The following is a 22,963-nucleotide window of genomic DNA, read 5'->3' as shown; positions in this document are numbered from 1 at the left end:
CTCTTGATCCGTTCGTTCAGTCGGGCCGCACAGCAGACCGGGCGGGGGGCGCGTGGGCAATCGTGGGTTAGGTGCGCGGCAAACGCGGACCAGGCGCCGGCGCAAAACGTAGGTCGCGCGCGGGCAACCCGGGCGTCACACGTTGTCCAGTCCGAGCGTTGCCGCGGTATCCGCGCGTGTCCGCCGGCACGCGCCGGCATCGCGCTTCAGGTCGATGCCGTAAGTCGGGATGATGTGCTTCAGCCGCGGCAACCACGCGTCCTCGGTCAGCCGGTCGGCGAAGCAGGTCTGCAGCACGTCGAGCGCGATGTGTGCCGCGGTCGATGCACCGGGCGACGCGCCCATCAACGCCACGATGGACCGGTCCTGCGACGCGACGAGTTCCGTGCCGAACCGCAGCTCGCCGCCGCCTCTGCCGTTCGCCTTGATGATCTGGACACGCTGGCCGGCAACCGCCTCGGTCCACTCGTTTTGCCTCGCTTCGGGATAGAAACCCTGCAAGGTTTCGAACATCTGGTGCGGGGTCTGCACGATCTGTCCCACCAGGTACTCTTCGAGTTGCAGGCTGTGCAGTGCGACGTCGAGCATGGGAAAGATGTTGGCGGGCCGGACCGATCTGAACAGGTCGAGAAGGGAGCCTTGCTTGAGAAATCGGGTCGAGAAGCCGGCATAAGGACCGAACAGAACCGAACGCTTGCCGCCTACTATCCGCGTGTCGAGATGCGGCACCGACATCGGCGGCGAGCCATGCGCGGCCTTGCCATACACCTTTGCGTGATGGCGTTGCGCGACGGCATCGGCATCGCAGCGCAACCAGACCCCGCTGACGGGAAATCCGCCGTAAAGCCGTCCTTCCGGAATGCCCGATTTCTGCAGCAGTTCGATCGACGCGCCGCCCGCGCCGATGAAAACGAATTTCGCGCGCGTGACACTGATTTCTCCCGTTTCGCGGTTCTGAACCTCGATGCGCCAGCCCTCTTTTTCGCCGCGCATGAGCTCGACGACGCGGTGCCCGTAGTGCACCGAGACCCCTCTCTGGTTGGCGAGCTGTTCCACCAGAAGATGCGTCAGGGCGCCGTAATCGACGTCGGAGCCGGTTGCCATGCGCGTGGCCGCAACGGGCGTATCCGCTGCACGGCCTTCCATCAACAGCGGCGCCCAGCCGGCGATCTCGCGGCTGTCCTCGGTATATTGCATGCCCGCGTAGCAATGGTGCGCGGACATCGCCCGATACCGTTCCCGCAGGAAGTTCCGGTTGGCCTCGCCGGTGACGAAACTCATGTGCGGACAGGCATGGATAAACTTCGCGGGATCGTCGATCTTTCCGCGCTCGACGAGGTAGGACCACAGTTGCCGCGACAGATCGAACTGCACGTTGACCTCGAGCGCCTTGGCAATGTCGACGCTGCCGTCCGGCAGTTCGGGCGTGTAGTTCAGCTCGCAATTGGCGGCGTGCCCCGTGCCGGCGTTGTTCCAGCCGCCGGAGCTTTCGAGCGCGCAATCGTCCAGGTTCTCGAAGATCGTCACCGTGAGCGACGGGTCGAGTTCCTTGAGCAACGTACCCACGGTCGCGCTCATGATGCCTGCACCGATCAGTGCGACATCAGTCATCCTAAGTATGGTAGAGGAAATCATTCCTGCCTCCGTCGATGGGATCGGTTAGATTTTTTTCACAAAGCAGGGCGCGGCGCCGGGTGCAAAGATCACGTAAGCGCGCCGCCACGGGTTGTCGTCGATGAGTGTCCAGCTATGACCGATTCCTGTCGTGTCTTCGGCGAGCAGAACGTCGCCGGGCGCGATCGTGAAGGTGGCGCCCGAGCGGACAGTGAATTCGAGCGTGCCGCTCAACGTGATGACGAACTGGCGAGCGGGCGCATCGTGCCATTCGAAAGCGCCGCCCGCGCGAGTCTCGCGAAACGAGATCGACACTGCGCCAACGGTTTCGCTCAGCACATCGCCTCGATCTCCTTTTGAAAGATCGATCGAGCCTTCCTCGAATAGCGAGTGGCCGTCGGTGCCGGTCCAGATTCGAACGCAACGGATCATTGGCGTCTCCACGATTAGTCAGGGGGCGGGGGGCTTGCTGGGCGGCAATGAAAGCGCTATTCCGCGTACGTCTGATCAAGACGCGCGTTGCGCAGGTCCGGCTTGAGAATCAGCTTGCCGCGCGCGTGACCGCTCAGACTGATCTCCATCGCCTTACGCCAGGCCCGAAGAGGAAAGACCTCCGCAATCGGGACGAATAGTTTTCCTTCGGCGGCCAGTTTCGCGAATTCTTCGAGCATGTCCCAACGTTCCGGATGGCCCTCCGAGAAGGTGTGCCGCACGCCCAGCTCATTGGCGGCGACGAAGTCCGTGATGGTCAGCACGCGTTTCGGGTCGCCGCCGGCAATCTCCACGAGTTCGGGCAAAACGTTGCTGGGTGGCGCGGTGTCCAGCACAAGATCGACGGGTCCATCCGCGAGTGCCATCACCCGTTCGACGATGCCGTCGCCGTATGCGGTGACCCGCGCACCGAGCTCGGCCAGCTTGGCCGAATGCGTTGTGCCGGCCGTCGCGATGACGCGCGCTCCTTTCAGCAGCGCCAGCTGAACGGCGGCAAAGCCGACCGTCGTGCCCGCGCCGTGGATGAGCACCGTGTGTCCATGACGCACTTCCAGGCTTTCGATGCTGCGAAACGCGGTTTCGGCCGACAACGGAATGGCGGCCGCGTTTTCCGGCGATAAACCCGCCGGCACCAGCGTCCAGTGCTTCAGGATGGCCTGTTCGGCCGCGCCGGCGCTGGTGCAGCCGGCGTAGTCGGCGGCGCCGAGGACGGTGTCGCCGACGGCAACGTCCTGAACGTCCTCGCCGATTGCGTCGACGATCCCGCACACGTCGAGTCCAACGCCGCGCGGCATCTTGCCGGCGAACAGGCCGCGGCATAACGCCCAGTCGGCCGGATTCAGGCCACAAGCGATCACGCGCACGCGAATTCTGCCGGCGTCCGGTTGCGGCAGGGACACCGCTTCCATGACCAGCACGTCGGCCGGCTCGCCGAATTCATGAAAACGCACAGCCTGCATGGTTACAGCCGATTCTGCGGACCCCGTCATTGCTCGCTCCTGTTGCAAAAGGTTTCGATATGTCAGTCACTGACGTAATGACAATAGCATATAATGTCAGTGACTGACAAATAAAAGGAGATATTTCGTTGCCAAGAAATGGAGACGCGGTACGACGCCGCTTACAGGACGCAGCGCTCGACCTGTACACGAAGAACGGTTTCGACCAGACCACGACCGCACAGATCGCGGCGCAGGCCGGCGTCACGGAGCGCACGTTTTTCCGGCACTTCGCCGATAAACGCGAGGTTTTCTTCGACGGCGAAGTCGAGTTGATCGAGAAGCTGATGGAAGCGGTGCGCAGCACACCGGATGGCGCCGCGCCGCTGGACATGCTGATACGCGCGTTTACGGCGGTCGCTCCGCTGGTCGAGGCCAACCGTCCGATTCTGGCGCCGCGGCAACGGGTCATCGAAGCGGTCCCCGCGCTTCAGGAGCGGGCGCTCGCAAAATCCGCGGCGGTCACGGCGGCGTTAGCGCAGGCCTTGGTCGAGCGCGGAACCGAGCCGGCGCTCGCGATGCTGGCTGCCCGGACCGGCATCGCCGCATTCGGTTTTGCGGCGGCCACGTGGCATGGTGACGTGTCGTCGAGCCTGGCCAGTCATGTGGAAGGGGCGTTCGCGCAGCTATGTGGGCTGACGCAGTTGGGCGGCGGGGGAGCGGATCAGCGGTCCGGGAATTGAGGCAGTAATCGAGGCAGTAATCGAGGCGGGATTTGATCCATCAGCGCCCGGACGGTGTCGTCGAGTCGATCGGGCGCGTTGACGTCGTGATGCGCGTGCGTCTTGACGTCGTCAACCCGTCAAATCCGCGAACCGGACACGCGTCGCCTTGCACGCCTCGGTAAACGCCGCGTCATAGCTGGAGAAAAACACCGTGCGCGTTTCGCCGAGCGATCTGAACAGGTCGACCAGCACCGCGCGAGCCGACGCGTCGAGGCCGCCGACCGGTTCATCCGCAAGCAGCACGCTCGTTTCGCCCAGCACCGACGCCGTCAGCACGATCTTCTTGCGCGTGCCGAACGACATCTGCTCGAAACGTTTGTCGAGATGCGGCGTCAGGCCGAAGCGGTCCGCGAGGTCCAACGCCGCCGTGCCGAGCGTCGTCTCGCGCGCGGCGGCGACTTCGTGCAGATACGCGCGGCCGGTCTGCTGCGACTCAGCGAGACAGTCTTCCGGCACGTAAGTCAGCACGGCTTGCGCGGCACGCGGCGCGGCGCGCAGCGAATGACCACCGATCCAGACATCGCCCGAATCGGCTGCGAGCGTACCCGCGAGCACGCCGAGCAAGGTGGATTTGCCGCTGCCGGATTCATCGTCGAGCGCGACGCAACCGGACGGGATGTCGTGGTGCAATCCCTGGAAAATGACGCGTTCGCCGTAGCGCTTGGTGAGGTTGTCGAATCGGAGCATCGGTTGAAACGGAAAAGGTGAGAAGGGCGCGGCAAGTTTAGCAGCGCGGCTCGGTTGGATCGGCGGCTCGGTGGCTTGGTGGCGCTATGGATCGATTGAAGCGCTGGAAGGCATGCGCTTGACGGACGATGGCTCGCATCAGCGCCCACGTTCGAATGCCAGAAAAGGTTGCGCCCGCAACATCAAGTTGCCTGCTCGCGAGCCGTTAAAGAAGTAGAGTCTGTCTTTCTTCTTCACCGCCGTTTCTTCCCGCCGACCGTCTTCCATGCAAACCGCCGACCTCGAAACGGCCCCCCTGTCTCGCGAAAAACTCCGTCGTATCGTCATCGCGATCGTGATCGGCAACGGCTTCGTCGCGTACGACTTCACGGTCTACAGCTTTTCCGCCGTGACGATCGGCATGCTGTTCTTTCCGTCGCACAGTCCGGCCGCATCGCTTCTGCTCTCGCTCGCCACGTTCGGCGCGGGCTTCGTGATGCGTCCGCTGGGCGCGATCCTGATCGGCCATATCGCCGACAGCCGCGGCCGCAAGGCAGGCCTCACCGTATCGCTCGCGTTGATGACGCTCGGCACGTGGTTGATCGCGTGCCTGCCGGATTACGCGTCGATCGGTCCCGCCGCGACCGTGCTGATGGTGCTCGCGCGCTTGATGCAGGGGCTCGCGGCGGGTGGCGAGATCGGTCCCGCATCGGCGTCGTTGATGGAATCCGCCGGCGAGCGGCGGCGTTGTTTCATGGTGAGCTGGCGCGGCGCGAGCCAGGGCGCGGCCGCGTTCGTCGCCGCGCTGGTGGGCGCGAGCACGACGATGCTGCTGTCGCCCGACGCGATGCACGCGTGGGGATGGCGCATTCCGTTCGCGCTCGGCGGCTTGATCGGCCCGGTCGGCTGGTATCTGCGACGGCGCATGCCGGCGGCCGCACCCGCATCCGGACGACGCGCGCCGCTTGCGCCGCTGCGGCTGTTCGCCGAGCATCCGCGTGCGCTCGTCTGCGGTTTGATGATGATGGCCGCGCCTTCGGTGGGGATCTACCTGACGGTGTTCTATATGCCGGCCTACCTGGTCCGTACGCTGCACCGGCCGCCGGCGATCAGTCTGTGGACCGCGTGCCTGTCCGGTCTCGTGATTCTCGTCGCGACACCGCTCGTCGCGCTGGCCGCCGACCGGTTCGCGAGCCGCAAGACCCTGCAATACCTGTCGCTCGCGGCATCGCTGGCGGCGACGTATCCGGCGTTCCGGGCACTGACGCACGGCGCGGGCGATCTCGCGGCGCTGGTCATCATCGCCGCGTACGTGGCGCTCGCGGTCAACAACGCGGGCGCCAACTCGGTGCTGATGATGGAAGCCTTGCCGGCGCATCGGCGCGCGGCGGGACTGTCGGTGATTTACAGCTTCGGCGTGGTGCTGTTCGGCGGTTTTTCGCCGTTCATCGTGACGTGGCTTATCGATCGCACGGGGGAGCCGATGGTGCCCGCGTGGTATCTGATGGGCGCGATCGTATTGACGCTGGCCGGGTTGATGGGCTTTCCCACGCGGCGTCCCGTCCCTGCAGATCAAACGCCCGCAAGCGCATGTCCTGCGGGCTCATGTCGAACGCGCGGCGAAACGCCCGCGTGAAATCGGACGCGCTCTGGAAGCCGAGTCCGTAACCAATCTCCGCGACCCGCAGATTGGGATAACGGACCAGTTCGTCCGCTGCCTCGCGCAACCGGCGATTGCGGATGTACGCGCCGAGCCCGCCCTCGTGTTCGAACCAGCGATAGATCGTCGCGCGCTTCAATTGCAGCGCCTGAACCACGCTGGTCGGCGTGAGGCCGCCGTGGTGCAGGTTCGCGTCGATATAACGGCGCACCTGGCCCATCGCCGCCGCCTGCAAGGCCGCGCGGCTCGCGCCGGTCAGACGGGTGTGCCTGCCGAACGCGGCAACCAATAACTGGGCGCCGGTGTGCAACGCGTCGGCCGCGTCCGCCGGGCTCAGCGTGGAGATGTCCTGCGCGAGCGCCGCCAGATGATCCAGCACGAGGCCGGTCAGCGGCGAGCCCTGTTCGACGATGCGGCCGTGAATCGCCGGGCCGTCCAGTTCCGCATCGACAAGCGCGGCCGGCACGAACAGACTCAGCAACCGGCATTCGGGACGCTCGACGCGAAACGGCTGGTTCAGATCGAACGCGACAATGCCGCGCACCGAACCCGCCGCGCTGCGTTTCTTCTGCATGCCCGTGACGTGCCCGATTTCGCCCTCGACGAACAGCTGGAACGCGTAATCGCGCCGCCGGTCGGTGGACACGCGCGCGACCGACCGCTCCAGCCGCATCGAGTCGGTGCGGCAGTCGGTAAAGACCATGCCGCCCACCGCGTACAGATCGATTTCGCCGCGAAAGCCGCGCTCGATCTGCGCGTTCGACGGCGGTACGTCCACCACGTGTCCGACCCGCTGGCGCCACGCGAGCAACTGCTCCCGCGCGCTCATTGCGTGGGTGCTGAAACGGCTCGTCGAGATCGCCGAACGCGAATCGGCCGCGGCTGCGGCGGCCAGATGCGAAGGCGTGGAGCGCTGATTCATGAGCGGGCGGTGGGCGAACTGGTTAAAACACCAAGAGGCAGACGTGCGGCGAGCGCGTATTTTTACACGGCGCGGGCCAATAGTGAGACGTATGGTAAAGCCCGCCAAAAAGTTTGCATTATCGTCACATGATTAGATGCCGATGGTTGTTGCCGCTTGCGGCGGCGCGGCCGCCTCCACGGCAGCCTGAATTCCATTCAAAGACGAAAGAGTCGCAAAGACCGGGGCAGCGAGCAGTAACAAGGGAGACCGCCGGGACCGGGATGCACACCTCGCATCGAGGCATCGGCAACAAGAACGAAAGAACCTGAGAGAACGGCGATGATGCGAACGGACCCGGAGAGGTCTGTCGCACATCGACCCGATATTAATTCCCGTCATTGCACCGGACCCTAAAAAAACTAAAATCGCGCCGAATACGGTAAATCCGACCGCTTTTAAAAAGGGCACGGATTAATACCAGGTATCCAGAGTACGCAATGAATTTAGCGCTGATAAACTGTGCGCCGGAGCAAAATGCCGAGCGCCGTTTCAGACGCCGTGCGCTCCGCAAAAACCGGCCGTAAAGCGCCGGATAGCCGGTAGAAACAGGCTTTTTCCGTGATTTGGCGGACCCACGTGCACGGCATACTATTCCGTGTGGAGTTCGTTAAAGAGGGACGCATGCTTGGTTGTCCTGTCTTCCATTCACGCGCGGTATCGCATCGACGGATTAATGGATGGCCCGGTCGATCGAATACCCGCCCATCTCTACCCACCTGATTTTCACCAGTATCAGGGCTCGCCGGAGCCCGTTTTTGGAAGTGACTCATGAAGCCGGGAAAAAACTCGCTTGAGAAAAAACGCGCACGCCGGATCGCCATGGCGATCGGCGCGGCGTTGATCGTGGTGCTGCTCGCGCTGGGCGTGTGGCACGTCCAGCAGCGTACCGAAGCGGCGGCGCCGGCGCTGACGGGCGTCGCCAAGCAGATGCGCGCGGACCCGTCCGCATGGACGCATGAAGAGAAGGACGCGTCGCAAATGTTGCGCGACGTGCAGAACGGCGCGGTGGCGGCGGTCGGCGTGAGCCCCAGCGCGATTCTCGTGTCGCGGCGCGACGGCGCCAAGTATTTCGTCACCGATCACAACGCGACGTTCTCGCACGCGTTGCTGCTCGGCGAGCCCAAGGCCGATCAGGCCGGCGCCTATCAGCTCGTGTGGCTGCCGGATGCGGACATCCGCACGGGCGCGGCGCGCTGGGCGCCGGTGTTCGATCAGGTGCGCGACGTCGTCAGTTTGCTGCTGCCGCTGTTGCTGATCGGCGGCATGGTGTGGTTCATGCGCCGCGAAATGCGGGGTGGCGCGAAGCTGCTGGAGAAGGCACCGGTGCTGCGTTTCGACGACGTGATCGGCGCCGGCGAAGCCAAGGCCGCGCTCGCCGACATCCGCGGCTATCTGTCCGACCCGAAGCAGTTCACCTCGATGGGCGTGCGCGCGCCGTGCGGCATCCTGATGGTGGGTGGCCCCGGCGTCGGCAAGACGCGTCTCGCCCAGGCGCTCGCCGGCGAATGCGGCGCGAGCTTCATCTCGATCACCGGCAGCTATTTCAGCGCGAAGTACTACGGCGTCGGCATCCAGAAGGTCAAGCATCTGTTCGAACTGGCGCGCAAGAATGCGCCGACGGTGATCTTCATCGACGAAGCCGACGGCCTCGCGAAACGCACGGATACCGGCGGCGGTCCCGTGGAAGCGGAAAGCAACCGCATCATCAATCAACTGCTCGCCGAGATGGATGGTTTCGCATCGAACGAAGGCGTGATCATCGTGGCGGCCACCAATCACCCCGACAATCTCGACGAAGCGCTGCGCCGGCCGGGTCGTTTCGATCGGACCGTGCAGGTGCGTCTGCCGGACCGCGAGGACCGCGCGAAGATTTTCCGTTTCTACGCCGAGAAGCTGAAGGCGAAATCCGCCGACATCGACTACGACCAGCTTGCGCGTTTGACGACGGGTTTGTCGCCCGCCACGGTGGCGATGGTGGTGAACCAGGCGGGACTCGTCGCGCGCAAGGCCGGCGACGCCGAGATCGCGTCGAAGCACTTCATGGAAGCGATCAAGATCGCCCGCATCGGCGACGTGAGCGGCGCGGAGCGCGCGCTGAGCGAAGACGAGCGCACGCGTATCGCGGTGCATGAGGCGGGGCATGGCCTCGTCGCGGCATTGCTCGGCACGGGCGTACTGGAAGAGGTGACGATTCTGCCGCGCGGCGGCGCGCTCGGCGTTGCGCTGATCACGAAGGCGCAGGACAAGCATCTGTATCGCGAAACCGAGATCCGCAACGAAATCCAGGTGCTGCTCGGCGGGCGCAATGCGGAGATCCTGACGTTCTCCGAGGCGTCGAGCGGGGCGGCGTCGGATTTGCAGGAGGCGTCGCGGATCAGCCTCGACATGGTGTCGAAGTTCGGCTTCAACCGGGACGGCGATCTGTTCAGTCTCGCCGCGCTGCCGTCGCAGTACGCTGGACTACAGATGAAAGGCGCGATCGAACATGCGAACGCGTTGCTCAAGGAATTGAACGAGGAGTGCTATGGGCTGTTGCGCGCGTACGAACCCGTGTTGCGCGCGATCGCCGATGAACTGCTGGAGCAGGAGACCGTTCCGGGTGAAACGGTCTACCGCTTGATTCACGAACACAAAGGCACGCTCAAGATCGTGCACGAACCGGAAGCGGCCTGATACGTCGACACGCCGACACGTCAATACGTCGGGATGTCGACACGTAACGGGCCGGAATCGCCTTATGGACTGCCGCCCTTGCTGGCGTCCTCGTCCTCGGGTGGCGTTTCTGTTTTCGGCGGCAACGGTTGGTCGAGGCCCGGCTCGACCGGTGTCGGAATGGCGTCGCCGATGGGCTTGGAGATGTCGGTGGGCGGGCTGCCAGGGTCTTCGTCGGCCTGATGTGCAGGCTCGTTGGGAAGCTGGATCGGTTGGGTCACGACGGTCCTCCGTCCGGGGGAAGTCCCTTCGAAGCAGCAAGGCGTGTACCACCTGGCCGTTATCCGTCAGTCGCCACTTTGCCGCCGCGACAGCGGGGCGACCGGCAAATAGCAATCAAGCGGCAGTCAGGCAGCAGTCAAGCACCCGCCAAGCCGCAGCCCAGCACCCCGCGCCGTCCCGTCATCGCTTGAAACGGGCTTATAAAACGCCCGATTTCCAGATCATCTGCGCGGCGGCGGCCACCACGAACACCAGCACCAGCGCGCGGAAGGCCGGCGGCGGCAGGCGGTCGCGCAAGGGCCGCACCAGCAGCATGCCGATGATCACCGGCACGCTCGCGCAGGCCGAGATGATCAGATCGGTCCAGCTGGCGTGCGCGCCGCCGCTCAACGCGAGCACCAGCGTGACGATCGACACCACCAGAATGATTGCGATCTGCTTGGTGAACGCCTTGCCGGTGGCGCCGGTGGCGATCAGATACATCGCCAGCAACGGGCCCGGCACCGACGCGATGCTTTCCATCAACGCCGCGCCGAAACCGAGCGCGAAACCGGCGGGCTTCGCCCACCCCGGCGACAGCGTGAGACGCGGCGAAGCCAGCAACAGCAGCGCGGCGATCATCAGAAACGCACCGGCGGCCGCCTGCGCGCGATGCGGCGCCAGCGAGATCAATACGGTCACGCCGACGACGTTGCCGATCACCGTGCCGAGCAGCGGCGCGCCGATGCGCTTGATGGTCGGCAGCATGTTGCCGCCTTCGAGCGCCTGCGGGATGTTGCCGAGGATGATCGGCATCGACAGCAGCAACACCGCGTCCTTGATCGGCAGGAAGTGGCTGAGAATCGGCATGGCGACGAGCGGCACGCCGATGCTGACCACGCCCTTGACCATGCCGCCCAGCAGCAGCGCGACGACGATGCCGATCAGCGCGTACACATCGAGCGCCTGCAGGCTGGCGCCCAGCACGCCGTCGGCGAAATTGAAATGGAACATCGTTGAGGTCCGCGAGCCCGCCGCGCGCGAACGATGACCAGGGGTCGCGCGGGCTGAGGGCTTGTTGTTATGGGCGGCCGAAGCAATGCCGCGCAAGCGGGACACGCAGGCAGGGACGCGGCGGCCGTTCAGTGAGAGGCCGCATGATACCCCGCCGTCACGCGCGCCGCTTGCAAGTGAAACGTAAGACCAGGCCGCGCGGAATGCGTGCCGACGCGGGTCGCGTCGTTTAAACGATGTCTGAAACGGTGCGCGCGTCGCGCGTACGTCGGCGGGTTTCGTCGGCTGCGGTCCGTTTCCGCACCGGTTCCCAGCGCGTTTTCAATCGCAGTATCGGCGCTTCGATCCATCGCCACGACAGCATCGCCAGCGCGAGCGAGATCGCGAACGACGCGGCGACGCCCAACCCATGCGCCCACATCGGCACGGCGCCGCCGAACAGCGCGGCGGCGTGATGGTTGCGCGTCAGATCGGGAATCAGGTTGTGATAGAGATAGAACCCATAGCTGATGCGCCCGAGCCCCGCGAGCCAGCGCGTCTCGAGCCAGCCGATCACCCTCGCATTGCGGCAGCAGGCAATCGAACACACCAGCGCCGCGATACAGATGCCGTACGCCGCGCTGACCGCGGTGAACAGCAACGGATTCGCCCACGCATTCCATGCGGGCTCGCTCACGCAGAGCGCCACCAGCGCGACACTCAACCCGGGCAGGGTCGCGCCATGCCCGAGCCATGCACGCAACTTTTCATGCTCGCGCGCAATCGTCAAGCCGCCGATCCCGCCGAGCGCCAGCAACCAGAAATTGGTCAGCGGGTGCGTGTAAATGGTGACTTCCTGCCAGTGCGCGGCACGCATGGCCGCCAGCGCAGCGAGGCCCACCGCGACGATGACCCAGCACACCGCGCGATGCCGCCGCGCGCCGACCAGCAGCAGCAACGGCGCGACGACGAGATAAAACTGCTCCTCGATCGCCAGACTCCACAGATGCGAATACCGTCCCGGCCAGTAGTGCAGCACCGAGCCGATCCAGATATTGGACAGATACGCGAAGTTGTACGGCATGCCGCTGGCGAGTTCCGGACTGGCGATGCCGAACGCCATCAGCGCGCACATCGTCGCGAGCATCAGGTAGTAGATCGGGAAGATGCGCAGCGTGCGGCGTAGTAGAAAGCGTTCGAGTTCGGCGCCGAAGCGGCTGAGCCCAGCTTCGATGCGCGCGCGCTGCGCCGACAGAATGCCGATGATCAGAAACCCGCTCAGCGCGAAAAAAATCCACACGCCGAGGTGTCCCATCTCGCCCACGTCGCCGAACAGGCGGTGCTGAAAAAAGACCATCAGGACGGCAATCGCTCGCAGTCCGTCGAAGCCGGCAATCCTTTTGTTCATATGCTGTCTTCCAGTGCGATGGCGGCGCGCGTAGCGCGGCCGTGCAAGTCGGTATTGGAAGGGAACCCATCCTACGACGAAAAAAAGCGAAAAAAATCGCCTGGCATCGACCCGCGATTTTTTTCGCGCAGGCTTACCGATCGATCTCGCCGTTCATGCATGAAGCCGCAAAACTTGCCGTGCGCGTCGTGCAACTTTTGCGGCAAAACGACGACACGGCGACTCACGCTTACCGCGTTCTTACCGCATGCCGACAGCGCAATTTCAGAAAGCCGGCACCTGTGCCGCGTTTCGGATCGAGCTGCAAGCATGGGACGCAATGGCGAGCGGGTCGGGTGGGAACGATTTATTCTCGTGAGGTTCCTACGAAGATGAATGGCCGTGCAGCGCGACTCACGACTTTTCTTCGTACGCTCAACGCAACACATCGGGCACGCGTGTTCTTCTCAAGCGCGCCCCGCCCTCATCCTGAGAGAAGCCGAATGCAAAGTCGTCCCGGGCATCCCGCAACGCGTCCCGCCGGAGGACACGCCGACAGAGAAACAGGCGGCGGCCGTTCGATCGAAGTGGACTTCTTCCGGGGCATCGTGCTGATCGTCATCGTGCTCGATCACATCCCGGGCAGCACGCTCTCGCACTTGATGTTGCATGCGTACGCGTTGTGCGATTCGGCCGAGGTGTTCGTGTTTCTCGGCGGCTACGCATCCGCCGCGGCGTACACGGCGGTGCTCGCGGGACGTGGCGAAGGCGCGGCGAAGATGCGCTTCTTCAAACGCTGCTGGGAAATCTACCGCGCGTATCTGCTGACGGCGGTGCTCACGCTTGCCTCCGGCGCGATTCTCGCGCTGCTGCATCTGAATCCGCCGATGGTCGAGCTGACCGGCTGGCAGCCGTTCGCCGCGCAGCCGCTGCATGCCGCGCTCGATATTGCCGTGCTACGTCGGCAGCCGTATCTCTCCAGCGTGTTGCCGATGTACGTGATGTTCGCGCTATGCGTGCCGTTCGCGGTGCCGCTCGCGCGCCGTTCGCCGCTCACGGCATTGACGCTGAGTCTCGCGATCTGGGCTTTGGCGCGGCCGCTGGCCGCGTTCTTCAGCATCGACGACATGGCCGATTGGGCCTTCAATCCGTTCGCCTGGCAACTGATGTTCGTGCTCGGCATGCTGTGCCGCGTGCAACCGATCGGCGAGCGTTTTCATACGAGCCGCGCCGCGCGCTGGCTGACCTGGTTCGCGGTGGCGGCGGCGTTGTCGTTCGCTATTGTTAAACTCTTCGTCCTGACGCAGCCGATACCCGGCTCCTTTAAACAGAATCTCTCGCCCGATCGCGTGATCAACTTCATCGTCATCGCCTGGCTCGCCGCGCAGTTCGTGCGCATGGGCAGCATTGCGTGGCTCGCGCGGCGACTGCCTGCCGTGGTGACGGTGGGGCGCACGGGGCTCGTGTGTTTCGTCGCGGGCACGGTGGTGTCGCTGGTCGTCGATACCGCGACGCCGCACATGTTCCATGGCTTTCGCGGCGTGCTGATCGGGCTGGGCGGCGATCTGGTCGCGATCGGCGCGGTGCTGATGATCGCGCGCGGCTGGCAGGGGTGGAAGAGTCAGCCGCCGCGTGCCGCCACGCACGGCGCGGGCTGCGGATGATGGCGCGGCGGCGCGCGCGGGCGCTGAACCAGGCCGGCTGGCCGGGTCGGCTCAGCGGGTTGTTCAACAAGGATCGCCATCGGCGCAGCCAGGTGCCGGCCGGCCGTCATCTCCCGGGCGTTGGCCGCGCGCTCGCCGCCACGGCGATCCTCGTCGCTACCATTTCGTCCATTTCGTTCCTCTCGTTCGTTTCGTTGTACGCGCAACCTGCATCCGCCGCGCCGAAGGAAGCGCCGCTCGCGATGCGCTGCGCGGAACTCGCGGGCGCGGTGCTGCCGCCCGATCTGATCGCGTTGCCGACGGCCGGCGTGCTGATAGAAAGCGCGGGCATGATCAACGCGACCGCGCTGGGCAATCAGCAGGGCGGCGAGTATTGCCGCATTCTCGGCCGCATCAAGGCCGTCAAGGCCAGCACGCCCGATATCCGTTTCGATCTGAATCTGCCGCGCCACTGGAACGGCCGCGCGTTGCAGATTGGCGGCGGCGGCTATAACGGCGTGGTGGTGAGCGGCACCGGCGTGATGCCGTTTTCGCCGGACCGCGCGCCGCTCGCGCAAGGCTACGCGACCTTCGGCGACGATTCGGGGCACGTCGGCGATTCGTCGCTCGCGGTGTTTGGTCTGGTCGACGAAGCGGTAACCAATTTCGGCTACGCACATCTGAAGAAAACGCACGACGCGGCGCTCGCGCTGATCGCGCGCGCGTACGGCCGGCCGCCGCAGCGCATGTATTTCGCCGGCGGCTCGACCGGCGGCCGCGAAGGCTACACCGTGATGCAGCGTTATCCGGACGACTACGACGGCGTGATCGCCAATTCGCCCGCGCTCAACTTTTCGGGGGTGCGTCTGCTCGGCGTGGAACTGGGTCATGCGGAATACGCGACGCCAGGCGGGTACATTCCGCCGCTGCTGCTCGAACACGTGTATCAACGCACGCTAGCCGTGTGCGACAAACTCGACGGCGCGGCGGACGGCATCGTCAGCGACGTGGCCGCCTGCCGCGAACACGAGCCCGAGATCATCGCGTCGCTGCGTTGCGCGGGCCACGCGCCGTCACGCGACGAATGCCTGACCGATCCGCAACTCGCCACCTTGATGGTGATGCGCGACGGGCTCTCGCTGCCGTACAAGCTCGCGTGGGACGTCGACGGCTATCGCGGCTACAACATCTTCCAGGGCACGCATCTGACCGGCTATCTCGGGCTCGCGCATCAGGCGGAACGCCTGCCGGTGCCGACCTTCTTCGCCAACGGCTATCTGTTTGCGCAAGGCGACGGCTATATCCGCTACTTCGTCGCGCGCGATGCCGAGTTCGACTCGCTGAAGTTCGACCCGCAGCATCCGGGGAAATATCGCGCGCAACTGATCGCGCTTTCGCAAACGATCGGTTCGATGAATCCGGATCTGTCGCGCTACATCGCGCACGGCGGCAAGCTCATCACGCTGCAAGGTCTTGCCGACGAGGTGATCAGCCCGAACCAGACCATCGCCTATTACGAGACGTTGAACCGGCGTTTTGGCAGCGAGCAGGTGAACGGTTTCATGCGGCTTTACATGGTGCCGGGTTTTCAGCACGGCAGCGGTGTGTTCATTCCGTCGGTGGATCTGCTCGGCGCGCTCGATGCGTGGGTGACGCGCGGCGCCGCGCCGGAGACGTTGACCGCAACCGATATCGCGCCGGCCACCAACGGGCGCTCGCGGCCGCTGTGCCGGTATCCGGAGTTCCCGCGTTATACCGGCAAGGGGAATCTCAATCTGGCGAGCAGCTTCGTGTGCGTGCAGCCGTGACGTTGTGACGTTGTGACGTAAAGCAGGTCAAGGCGGCAACAAGACAGCAGCATGACGACAACGCAAAGCGGCGGCAGCCCGTAAAAGCGCTGCCGCCGCCCCCAATACGGCGAGCGTCCTTCGACAACCCTCGCGACACCGTCATTGCCCGTTGTTCTGCATCGTCCCGCCGTTGATGCCGTTGCCGGTAATGCCGTTATTAGTGCCGTTATTCATCCCGCCGTTCATCCCGCCATTCGAGCGGTTCATCGACGGGCTATTCGGCGTGGCGCCGGTCCCCGTGCCCATACCGCCGCCGGTGCCGGTCACGCCCGGCGAACCGTAGCCCGACGTATTCGGGTTCTTCATCGAGCCGGGGCCGACGCCCGGCGTGACGGTGCCGCCCGCGCCGCCGGCGTTGCCGCCGCCCGCACCGACCCCGTTGCCGTTACCCGCACCGCCGCCGCCCGCACCGGCACCTGCACCCGCGCCGGCACCGCCCGCGCCACCGCTACCAGCCCCGCCGGCCTGCGCATACACGCCGCCCGACATTGCCATCACGAGTGCCGAAACAAAAATGGTCTTTGTCATGCGTTTCATGATCTACCTCCATGGAATGGGATCGAATGTCACGCGAGCACCTGGGCTCGCATGTCATAGGTGCCGCAAGCGGTGTGCCTCGGGAATCCCCGACGGCGCCGCAACAGCATGGTTTTCATCGAGCATGGGGCGTTCCCGGCGGCACGCCGCCGGGTCATGGCGATCGCTACGTGTTTTCGGGGCGCCGTATCGAAGCGCTGCAAGCATCGCGACTTTCCATTACATTGCGGGGTCGGCGGTGCTTCGGCACCGCTTCCTCCAATTCAACACACGGTGTCTGCCATCGTCGAATCCATGCAGCCAATCGTCTCGGTCACGAATCTGTCGAAAACCTATGCCACGGGTTTTCATGCACTCAAGAACATCAATCTGTCGATCGACCGCGGAGAAATCTTCGCGCTGCTCGGCCCCAACGGCGCGGGCAAGACGACCCTCATCAGCATCATCTGCGGGATCGTCAACCCGAGCGAAGGCAGCGTGACGGTGGACGGCCGCGACATCGCGGCCGACTATCGCGGCGCCCGCTCGCTGATCGGCCTCGTGCCCCAGGAGCTGACCACCGACTCGTTCGAAACCGTCTGGGCCACCGTCTCGTTCAGCCGCGGGCTGTTCGGCAAGCCGAAGAACCCGGCCTACATCGAGAAGGTGCTGCGCGACCTGTCGCTGTGGGAAAAGCGCAATAGCAAGATCATCACGCTGTCGGGTGGCATGAAGCGGCGCGTGTTGATCGCCAAGGCGCTGTCGCACGAGCCGCGCGTGCTGTTCCTCGACGAACCCACCGCCGGCGTCGACGTCGAATTGCGGCGCGACATGTGGAAGCTGGTGCGCTCGCTCGCCGCGAGCGGCGTGACGATCATTCTGACCACGCACTACATCGACGAGGCCGAGGAAATGGCCGATCGCATCGGCGTGATCAACGGCGGCGAGATCATGCTGGTCGAGGAAAAGACCGAACTGATGCGCAAGCTCGGCAAGAAACAGTTGACGCTGCAACTGGAGAGTCCGCTTGCGGAAGTCCCGGCCGCGCTCGCCGGCTACGCGCTGAGCCTGGAGAAGAGCGGCAACGAACTGATCTACACGTACGAAGGCGAGGGCGGCCGCACCGACATCATCGCGCTGCTGAAAGCGCTCGACGATGCGGGCATCCGCTTCAAGGACCTGCACACCACGCAAAGTTCGCTCGAAGACATCTTCGTCAGTCTGCTCCGGGGTAAAGAATGAACATCTACGCGATCCGCGCGATCTACAAATTCGAAATGGCGCGCACGTGGCGCACGCTGATGCAGAGCATCATCGCGCCGGTGATTTCCACGTCGCTGTACTTCGTCGTGTTCGGCGCGGCCATCGGCTCGCGCATCAAGGAAGTGGACGGCATCAGCTACGGCGCGTTCATCGTGCCGGGGCTGATCATGCTGTCGCTGTTGTCGCAGAGTATTTCGAACGCGTCGTTCGGGATTTACTTTCCGCGCTTCACCGGCACGATCTACGAGCTGCTGTCGGCGCCGGTGTCGTATCTGGAGATCGTCGTCAGTTACGTGGGCGCGGCGGCCACCAAATCGATCCTGCTCGGCCTCATCATTCTCGCCACCGCGGGTCTGTTCGTGCCGCTGCAGGTGCAGCATCCGTTCTGGATGATGCTGTTCCTCGTGCTGACCGCGGTGACGTTCAGTCTGCTGGGTTTCATCATCGGCATCTGGGCGGATGGTTTCGAGAAGCTGCAACTCGTGCCGCTGCTGATCATCACGCCGCTGACATTCCTCGGCGGCAGCTTCTACGCGGTCAACATGCTGCCGCCGTTCTGGAAGGTCGTGACGCTGTTCAATCCGATCGTCTATCTGGTGAGCGGGTTTCGCTGGAGCTTTTACGGCCTCGCCGACGTGAACGTCGAGGTGAGCCTCGGCATGACCGCGCTGTTCCTCGCGGTGTTTCTGGCGATCGTCGCGTGGATCTTCAAGACGGGTTACCGGCTCAAGAGCTAGGTTCCCAGCCCCTCCGCAATCCCCCTTAGTCCATCCGGACGATGCCTGTCCGGACCGGATCGCCGTCAATGGCGATATGCGCGACAAAAGCGCGACGCGGCGGCCGCCCAGGCCGCCCGCGGCCGGAGACAGGGCGAAGCGGAGGGGCGGCAAATGAAATCCAGAGTGCAGCGCGATGGGCTGGTGGCCGGATTGCTGGTGGCCATCGGCGTGATAGGCGTTTCCGTGCGGCAGCTTTACGCGTGCGCATGGAGCGACGAGTTTCCCGGCATGGTGTGCACGGCGGGTTCGTCGCTGTCGCTGTTCCTCGGGATCACCGGCGTCGCCGCGCTCGCGGGACGAATCTGGGCGCGCCGCTCGGGCGCGGACGAACAATGCTTCACGTTCCTCGGCGCGGTGGGCGGCGCGGCGCTGGTGTATGCGTTGGTGGTGAGCGGCGTGTAAAGCACGAACGGCACGCGCGGCACGAACGGCACATGCGGCACGAGCGGCGCGAGCGGTCGAAGCCGCTCACGCCGCTCATACCGCTCGCATCGATCAAGCCACGATCGCCGGATGCGCCTGCACCGGCCCACCCAATGCGTCGCGATGCGACGGCGGCTGCCGTCCGCCGAGATCCGCGATGCCGTACTCGTGGGCTAATTCCGCCCCCACCAGCACGAGGCCCGATTTTGTCATCCGTTGCGGATCGCGATACAGCGCATCGATCAGACGTCCGGTGAATTGCGGCGTTTCCGCCAGCTCGCTGAAACCCGCGTACTGCTCGGGATGCGCGGCGATCACGCGCGCGGTGCGCTCGGTTTGCAGCATGCCCATCCAGATCGACACGGTGGCGACGTCGTAGGGTTTCAGGTCGACGGCCATGTCCTTCGCGAATTTATCGACGCCGGCTTTCTGCGCGCCGTAGGCCGCGCCGTGCATATAGCAGCTCGCACCGAACGACGACGTGAACGCGATCAGCCCGTCGCGTTGCGCGGCCATCATCCGCGCGGCGTGCCAGCTGGCGACATAGGCGGAGCGCAAACCCACGTCGAGAATGTCGACCAGATCGAGCGGCTTCTCCCAGAACGGCGCGGGGCGAATCAGTTCGTCATGCAGCGTGGTCGCGTTGTTGACGAGAATGTCCAGCCGTCCGCTCGCGTGCTGGATGTGTTCGAAGACTTCGGCGACCTGCGCATCGTCGGCGTGATCGCAGGTCAGCGCGATGCCTTTGCCGCCGAGCCGGTCGATTTCGATCGCGGTGGCGTGCACGGTGCCGGGCAGCGGCGCGTCGCCCTCGCGTTGCGTACGCCCGGTGACATAGACGGTCGCGCCGGTCGCGGCGAGCGCCAGTGCAATGCCTTTGCCGGCGCCGCGCGAAGCGCCGGTGACGAGGGCGACGTAGGGGCGGTCGGTTGGACGCATAACGTGATGGGTAGCGTGTTCGGTCATGAATGGACAGGTCGTCGGGAAGTGGACGGGTGGGCGAGCGACGCGGCATCGAGACGCGCGGGCGGCATCACGGTCGTCGGATCGAACGCGTGCGGATTGTCGAGATCGGCCTCGCCGAGCGGAATGAACGCCATGATCTCCAGCTCGTGTCCCGACAGCGCGGGCAATCTGAACGGACTCGACAGCACATTCAATCGACGCACGCCGAGATCGCGCAGAATCTGCGAGCCGATGCCCGACAGCCTGCCGTCCTTGCGCGCCGGCCCGCCATGCGCACTCTGTTTGCGTGGGGCGCCGCGGTCCTGGTCGGCGTGCATGTCGCAATCGAGCAGCACGGCCACGCCGCAGCCGGCCGCGTCGATCTTTTGCAGCGCCGCGTGCAGCGGCCACGAATGCGCGGAGGGTTCCGCGTCGAGCAGATCGAGCAGCGAGAAGCATTCGTGCACGCGCGTCAACACGGGCACGTCGGCGTTGGGTTCGCCGCGCACCAGCGCGAGATGCGCGGAGCCGCGCACGGCATCGCGATACTGGATCGCGCGGAACGGTCCCCACGGCGTATGCAGCGGCCGCTCGCCAACGCGCTCCACCAGCGATTCGTTGACGCTGCGGTAGTGAATCAGATCGGCGATGGTGCCGATCTTCAAACCATGCCGTTCGGCGAACTCGATCAGTTGCGGCAGACGCGACATCGTGCCGTCGTCGTTCATGATTTCGCAGATCACCGCGGCGGGCGTGAGGCCGGCGAGCGCGGTCAGATCGCAGCCGGCTTCCGTGTGGCCGGCGCGCACCAGCACGCCGCCGGGGCGCGCGGCGATCGGAAACACGTGGCCCGGCTGAACCAGGTGCTCGGCGCGGGCGTCGGCATGAATCGCGGTGCGGATCGTATGCGCGCGGTCGGCGGCGGAGATGCCGGTGGTCACGCCGTGCGCGGCTTCGATGCTGATCGTGAACGCGGTGCCGTACTGCGTGCCGTTGTGCTGCGCCATCGGTTCGAGCTTCAGGCGTGCGCAGTGCTCGGCGCTCAGCGTCAGGCAGACGAGGCCGCGTCCGAAGCGCGCCATGAAATTGATCGCCTCGGGCGTCACGTGATCGGCGGCGATCAGCAGATCGCCTTCGTTTTCACGGTCTTCCTCGTCGACCAGAATGATCATGCGGCCGGCTTGCAGTTCGGCGACGATTTCGTCGGTGGTGGCCAGTTTCATCGATGTGGTGGTTCGTACTGAATGGTGTTGGGGTGTTCAACGCGCGCCCGAACCGAAAACGGGGGGACGTCGCTCGAAAAACGCGTCGATGCCTTCGCGGAAGTCGTCGCCGGCGGCGCAGTGCAGAAAGCTGCGCTGTTCCGCGTAAAGCTGGTCGACCAGACCGCGTTGCGGCGCATGCAGCAGCAGATCCTTGGTCTGCGCGAACGCGTCCGGCGCGAGCGCGCCCATCCGTTTGAGCAGCACGCGCGTTTCGTCGGCGAGTTCGTCGTCGGGCACGACCCAGTTGACGAGGCCCGCGCGCAGCGCTTCGTCGGCGCTATAGCGCTCGTCCAGATACAGCCATTGCGCGGCCTGACGCGCGCCGAGCGCGCGCGGCAAGGTGTGCGTGATGCCGCCGTCGGGCGACGTGCCGATGCGTCCATACGCCGACGTGAAGGTCGCGCGCTGCGCCGCGATCGCGAGATCGCAGACGGCGACGAGGCTCAGACCGAAGCCCGCCACCGCGCCGTTCACGCTCGCGATCACCGGCTTCGGCGAACGCGCGATCAGCTCGACCGCGCTTTGCGCAAGCCGCACGAGCTTGCCGATCGAGCGGTCGCGCGCGGCCGGTTTCGCGTCCAGCGCGGCACGCATGCTGCGCAGGTCGCCGCCCGCCATGAAGGCATCGCCGGCGCCCGTGAGGACGATCGCGCGAATGTCGTCGTGGTGCGCGAGCCGCGCCAGCGTCGCGTTCAACTCGATGGCCATCGCTTCGTTGAGGGCGTTCAAGGCGTCGGGGCGGTCGAACGTGAGCGTCGCGATACCGTCGTCGGCCGCGAGGCGGATCAATGCAGTCATGTCGTTTCGGGTTGGCGGAGTCGGGAAGGCGAGACGTGCAGCGCGTGATGCAGGGCCTGCGCGGCGTGCGTGAGGACATGGTCGGCCGCGTCGAGCGCACCGATCAGGCTCGCGAAACCGTGAATCTGACCTGGCCATCGCACGTGCGCGGTCGGCACGCCCGCTTGCGCGAGCCGCGCGGCGTACTGCTCGGCTTCGTCGCGCAGCGGATCGAACTCCGCGCTGACGATGGTCGCGCTCGCCACGCCGCGCAGATCGGCCAGAGCGGCGGCGAGCGGACTCGCGAGCGGATCGGCCCGATCGGCCTGGCCGGCGTCGGGGCCAAAATACAGATCCTTGAACCAGCGCATCTGCGCGGCGCTCAGCAGATAACCCGTGGCCAGCGATTCGTATGACGGATGTTCGGTGGCGCAATCGACCACTGGATACAGCAGCAACTGGTGCGCGATCGTACCGTCGCCGCGCAACTGCTGCGCGGCCACCGCGGCGAGATTGCCGCCCGCGCTGTCGCCCGCGACCGCGAGCGGACCGGGCCGCACGCGCAGTTCGGCGGAATGTGTGGCGGCCCAGCGCACGGTGTCGAGCGCATCGTGCGCCGCGGCCGGAAAGGGCGCTTCGGGCGCGAGCCGGTAATCGACCGAGAGCACCACGGTCTGCGCCCGCTGCGCGAGACAGCGGCAGATGTTCGCGTGACTGTCGATGCCGAGCGACACGAAGCCGCCGCCGTGGAAAAACACGGTGAGCGGCAGCAGCGCATCGTTGCCGCCGCCGGCGACGACCGGCCGATACACGCGTGCGGCGAGCGAGCCGTTCGGGGTCGGAATGCGCAGATCTTCCTCGGACGCGACCGCATCGCCGGGGGCGAGGCTGCCGGCCGCCGCGAGCATGGCGCGATAGGCGGGAGCGGTGAGCTGCGTGAAATCGAGCGCGGGCAGGGCGGCCATTGCGTCGAGCAGGGCTTTCGCCTGGGGATCGAGCGCCATCGAGTCTCCTTGTCTGGGTATGGCCGTGGCTATACCGGTTATTAGAAAGCGAGCGTACGTGCGCGGTTTTTCCGCTATGAACGGCA

Annotated in this window: 20 protein-coding genes and 1 pseudogene; 8 read left to right on the top strand and 13 right to left on the bottom strand. The window is 65.2% G+C overall.

Annotation, left to right across the window (positions count from 1 at the left end):
- Window positions 1-135: 135 nt before the first annotated feature.
- From mqo to LFL96_RS23755, 3 genes are read right to left on the bottom strand one after another with little or no spacing between them, the layout of a single operon-like run.
- Window positions 136-1,635, bottom strand: coding sequence for a malate dehydrogenase (quinone) (gene mqo, locus LFL96_RS23765; RefSeq protein WP_281003149.1), 1,500 nt, complete (start codon window positions 1,633-1,635; stop codon window positions 136-138).
- A gap of 24 nt (window positions 1,636-1,659) precedes the next feature.
- Window positions 1,660-2,046 carry a hypothetical protein gene (locus LFL96_RS23760; RefSeq protein ID WP_281003148.1) on the bottom strand — a complete coding sequence of 129 codons (387 nt, stop codon included), beginning with the start codon at window positions 2,044-2,046 and terminating at the stop codon, window positions 1,660-1,662.
- 56 nt (window positions 2,047-2,102) lie between these two features.
- The gene (locus tag LFL96_RS23755; protein ID WP_281003147.1) at window positions 2,103-3,095 is read right to left on the bottom strand and encodes an NADP-dependent oxidoreductase; all 993 of its coding nucleotides are present in this window, start codon (window positions 3,093-3,095) and stop codon (window positions 2,103-2,105) included.
- A 98-nt stretch (window positions 3,096-3,193) separates the two neighbouring features.
- Between LFL96_RS23755 and LFL96_RS23750 the strand changes: the two genes are divergently transcribed.
- Window positions 3,194-3,787 carry a TetR family transcriptional regulator gene (locus tag LFL96_RS23750; protein ID WP_281003146.1) on the top strand — a complete coding sequence of 198 codons (594 nt, stop codon included), beginning with the start codon at window positions 3,194-3,196 and terminating at the stop codon, window positions 3,785-3,787.
- A gap of 111 nt (window positions 3,788-3,898) precedes the next feature.
- Here LFL96_RS23750 and LFL96_RS23745 read toward each other — a convergent pair whose 3' ends face one another.
- Window positions 3,899-4,516, bottom strand: a complete 618-nt coding sequence (locus LFL96_RS23745) for an ATP-binding cassette domain-containing protein (protein WP_281003145.1) — start codon at window positions 4,514-4,516, stop codon at window positions 3,899-3,901.
- Between the two features lie 265 nt (window positions 4,517-4,781).
- On the opposite strand from LFL96_RS23745, the pseudogene LFL96_RS23740 reads away from it, so the two are divergent.
- Window positions 4,782-6,023, top strand: a pseudogene (locus LFL96_RS23740) (MFS transporter); the annotation flags it as partial.
- On the opposite strand, the gene LFL96_RS23735 reads toward LFL96_RS23740, so the two are convergent.
- The gene (locus LFL96_RS23735; protein ID WP_281003144.1) at window positions 5,956-7,077 is read right to left on the bottom strand and encodes an AraC family transcriptional regulator; all 1,122 of its coding nucleotides are present in this window, start codon (window positions 7,075-7,077) and stop codon (window positions 5,956-5,958) included. The pseudogene LFL96_RS23740 and the gene LFL96_RS23735 sit on opposite strands and share 68 nt — an antisense overlap.
- Before the next feature lie 810 nt (window positions 7,078-7,887).
- Here LFL96_RS23735 and LFL96_RS23730 point away from each other — a divergent pair.
- The gene (locus tag LFL96_RS23730) at window positions 7,888-9,792 is read left to right on the top strand and encodes an AAA family ATPase (protein WP_281003143.1); all 1,905 of its coding nucleotides are present in this window, start codon (window positions 7,888-7,890) and stop codon (window positions 9,790-9,792) included.
- Window positions 9,793-9,854: 62 nt separating this feature from the next.
- On the opposite strand, the gene LFL96_RS23725 is transcribed toward LFL96_RS23730, so the two are convergent.
- The 3 genes from LFL96_RS23725 to LFL96_RS23715 form a co-directional block, all read right to left on the bottom strand.
- Window positions 9,855-10,040 carry a hypothetical protein gene (locus LFL96_RS23725; protein WP_281003845.1) on the bottom strand — a complete coding sequence of 62 codons (186 nt, stop codon included), beginning with the start codon at window positions 10,038-10,040 and terminating at the stop codon, window positions 9,855-9,857.
- Window positions 10,041-10,251: 211 nt separating this feature from the next.
- Complete coding sequence (locus LFL96_RS23720; RefSeq protein WP_281003142.1) at window positions 10,252-11,046, bottom strand: sulfite exporter TauE/SafE family protein; 795 nt, start codon at window positions 11,044-11,046, stop codon at window positions 10,252-10,254.
- A 229-nt stretch (window positions 11,047-11,275) separates the two neighbouring features.
- Window positions 11,276-12,433, bottom strand: coding sequence for an acyltransferase (locus LFL96_RS23715; protein ID WP_281003141.1), 1,158 nt, complete (start codon window positions 12,431-12,433; stop codon window positions 11,276-11,278).
- A gap of 482 nt (window positions 12,434-12,915) precedes the next feature.
- Between LFL96_RS23715 and LFL96_RS23710 the strand changes: the two genes are divergently transcribed.
- Window positions 12,916-14,076: an OpgC domain-containing protein gene (locus tag LFL96_RS23710; RefSeq protein ID WP_281003140.1), complete on the top strand. Its 1,161-nt coding sequence runs from the start codon at window positions 12,916-12,918 to the stop codon at window positions 14,074-14,076.
- Entirely contained in the window at window positions 14,025-15,863 is a 1,839-nt protein-coding gene (locus tag LFL96_RS23705; RefSeq protein ID WP_281003139.1) for a tannase/feruloyl esterase family alpha/beta hydrolase, read from the top strand. Before LFL96_RS23710 ends, LFL96_RS23705 begins: the two co-directional genes overlap by 52 nt.
- A gap of 141 nt (window positions 15,864-16,004) precedes the next feature.
- On the opposite strand, the gene LFL96_RS23700 is transcribed toward LFL96_RS23705, so the two are convergent.
- Window positions 16,005-16,442, bottom strand: coding sequence for a hypothetical protein (locus tag LFL96_RS23700; RefSeq protein ID WP_281003138.1), 438 nt, complete (start codon window positions 16,440-16,442; stop codon window positions 16,005-16,007).
- Window positions 16,443-16,736: 294 nt separating this feature from the next.
- Between LFL96_RS23700 and LFL96_RS23695 the strand changes: the two genes are divergently transcribed.
- The 3 genes from LFL96_RS23695 to LFL96_RS23685 all read left to right on the top strand — a co-directional run bounded on the left by LFL96_RS23695 (window position 16,737) and on the right by LFL96_RS23685 (window position 18,865).
- A complete protein-coding gene (locus tag LFL96_RS23695) occupies window positions 16,737-17,663 on the top strand; it encodes an ABC transporter ATP-binding protein (protein ID WP_281003137.1) in 927 nt (308 codons plus the stop codon).
- Window positions 17,660-18,421, top strand: coding sequence for an ABC transporter permease (locus LFL96_RS23690; RefSeq protein ID WP_281003136.1), 762 nt, complete (start codon window positions 17,660-17,662; stop codon window positions 18,419-18,421). Before LFL96_RS23695 ends, LFL96_RS23690 begins: the two co-directional genes overlap by 4 nt.
- Before the next feature lie 153 nt (window positions 18,422-18,574).
- Window positions 18,575-18,865, top strand: a complete 291-nt coding sequence (locus tag LFL96_RS23685) for a hypothetical protein (RefSeq protein ID WP_281003135.1) — start codon at window positions 18,575-18,577, stop codon at window positions 18,863-18,865.
- Between the two features lie 93 nt (window positions 18,866-18,958).
- On the opposite strand, the gene LFL96_RS23680 is transcribed toward LFL96_RS23685, so the two are convergent.
- Genes LFL96_RS23680 through LFL96_RS23665 form a run of 4 tightly spaced genes read right to left on the bottom strand, consistent with a single transcriptional unit; the run spans window position 18,959 to window position 22,877 of the window.
- Complete coding sequence (locus LFL96_RS23680) at window positions 18,959-19,825, bottom strand: SDR family NAD(P)-dependent oxidoreductase (protein ID WP_281003134.1); 867 nt, start codon at window positions 19,823-19,825, stop codon at window positions 18,959-18,961.
- A 23-nt stretch (window positions 19,826-19,848) separates the two neighbouring features.
- Complete coding sequence (gene ribBA / locus LFL96_RS23675; RefSeq protein ID WP_281003133.1) at window positions 19,849-21,054, bottom strand: bifunctional 3,4-dihydroxy-2-butanone-4-phosphate synthase/GTP cyclohydrolase II; 1,206 nt, start codon at window positions 21,052-21,054, stop codon at window positions 19,849-19,851.
- 36 nt (window positions 21,055-21,090) lie between these two features.
- Entirely contained in the window at window positions 21,091-21,894 is an 804-nt protein-coding gene (locus tag LFL96_RS23670; protein WP_281003131.1) for an enoyl-CoA hydratase-related protein, read from the bottom strand.
- Window positions 21,891-22,877, bottom strand: coding sequence for an alpha/beta hydrolase (locus tag LFL96_RS23665; protein WP_281003130.1), 987 nt, complete (start codon window positions 22,875-22,877; stop codon window positions 21,891-21,893). Before LFL96_RS23665 ends, LFL96_RS23670 begins: the two co-directional genes overlap by 4 nt.
- Between the last annotated feature and the right edge of the window lie 86 nt (window positions 22,878-22,963).

The organism is Paraburkholderia sp. D15 (genome assembly GCF_029910215.1).
Taxonomy (GTDB): Bacteria; Pseudomonadota; Gammaproteobacteria; order Burkholderiales; family Burkholderiaceae; genus Paraburkholderia.
This window is presented reverse-complemented; position numbering and strand designations above follow the sequence as displayed.

What these genes read in the sequence shown, in the direction of transcription:
- mqo (WP_281003149.1), bottom strand. Translation starts at nt 1,635, where the DNA reads ATGATTTCCTCTACCATACTTAGGATGACTGATGTCGCACTGATCGGT.
- LFL96_RS23760 (WP_281003148.1), bottom strand. Translation starts at nt 2,046, where the DNA reads ATGATCCGTTGCGTTCGAATCTGGACCGGCACCGACGGCCACTCGCTA.
- LFL96_RS23755 (WP_281003147.1), bottom strand. Translation starts at nt 3,095, where the DNA reads ATGACGGGGTCCGCAGAATCGGCTGTAACCATGCAGGCTGTGCGTTTT.
- LFL96_RS23745 (WP_281003145.1), bottom strand. Translation starts at nt 4,516, where the DNA reads ATGCTCCGATTCGACAACCTCACCAAGCGCTACGGCGAACGCGTCATT.
- LFL96_RS23735 (WP_281003144.1), bottom strand. Translation starts at nt 7,077, where the DNA reads ATGAATCAGCGCTCCACGCCTTCGCATCTGGCCGCCGCAGCCGCGGCC.
- LFL96_RS23730 (WP_281003143.1), top strand. Translation starts at nt 7,888, where the DNA reads ATGAAGCCGGGAAAAAACTCGCTTGAGAAAAAACGCGCACGCCGGATC.
- LFL96_RS23720 (WP_281003142.1), bottom strand. Translation starts at nt 11,046, where the DNA reads ATGTTCCATTTCAATTTCGCCGACGGCGTGCTGGGCGCCAGCCTGCAG.
- LFL96_RS23715 (WP_281003141.1), bottom strand. Translation starts at nt 12,433, where the DNA reads ATGAACAAAAGGATTGCCGGCTTCGACGGACTGCGAGCGATTGCCGTC.
- LFL96_RS23710 (WP_281003140.1), top strand. Translation starts at nt 12,916, where the DNA reads ATGCAAAGTCGTCCCGGGCATCCCGCAACGCGTCCCGCCGGAGGACAC.
- LFL96_RS23700 (WP_281003138.1), bottom strand. Translation starts at nt 16,442, where the DNA reads ATGAAACGCATGACAAAGACCATTTTTGTTTCGGCACTCGTGATGGCA.
- LFL96_RS23695 (WP_281003137.1), top strand. Translation starts at nt 16,737, where the DNA reads ATGCAGCCAATCGTCTCGGTCACGAATCTGTCGAAAACCTATGCCACG.
- LFL96_RS23690 (WP_281003136.1), top strand. Translation starts at nt 17,660, where the DNA reads ATGAACATCTACGCGATCCGCGCGATCTACAAATTCGAAATGGCGCGC.
- LFL96_RS23685 (WP_281003135.1), top strand. Translation starts at nt 18,575, where the DNA reads ATGAAATCCAGAGTGCAGCGCGATGGGCTGGTGGCCGGATTGCTGGTG.
- LFL96_RS23680 (WP_281003134.1), bottom strand. Translation starts at nt 19,825, where the DNA reads ATGCGTCCAACCGACCGCCCCTACGTCGCCCTCGTCACCGGCGCTTCG.
- ribBA (WP_281003133.1), bottom strand. Translation starts at nt 21,054, where the DNA reads ATGAAACTGGCCACCACCGACGAAATCGTCGCCGAACTGCAAGCCGGC.
- LFL96_RS23670 (WP_281003131.1), bottom strand. Translation starts at nt 21,894, where the DNA reads ATGACTGCATTGATCCGCCTCGCGGCCGACGACGGTATCGCGACGCTC.
- LFL96_RS23665 (WP_281003130.1), bottom strand. Translation starts at nt 22,877, where the DNA reads ATGGCGCTCGATCCCCAGGCGAAAGCCCTGCTCGACGCAATGGCCGCC.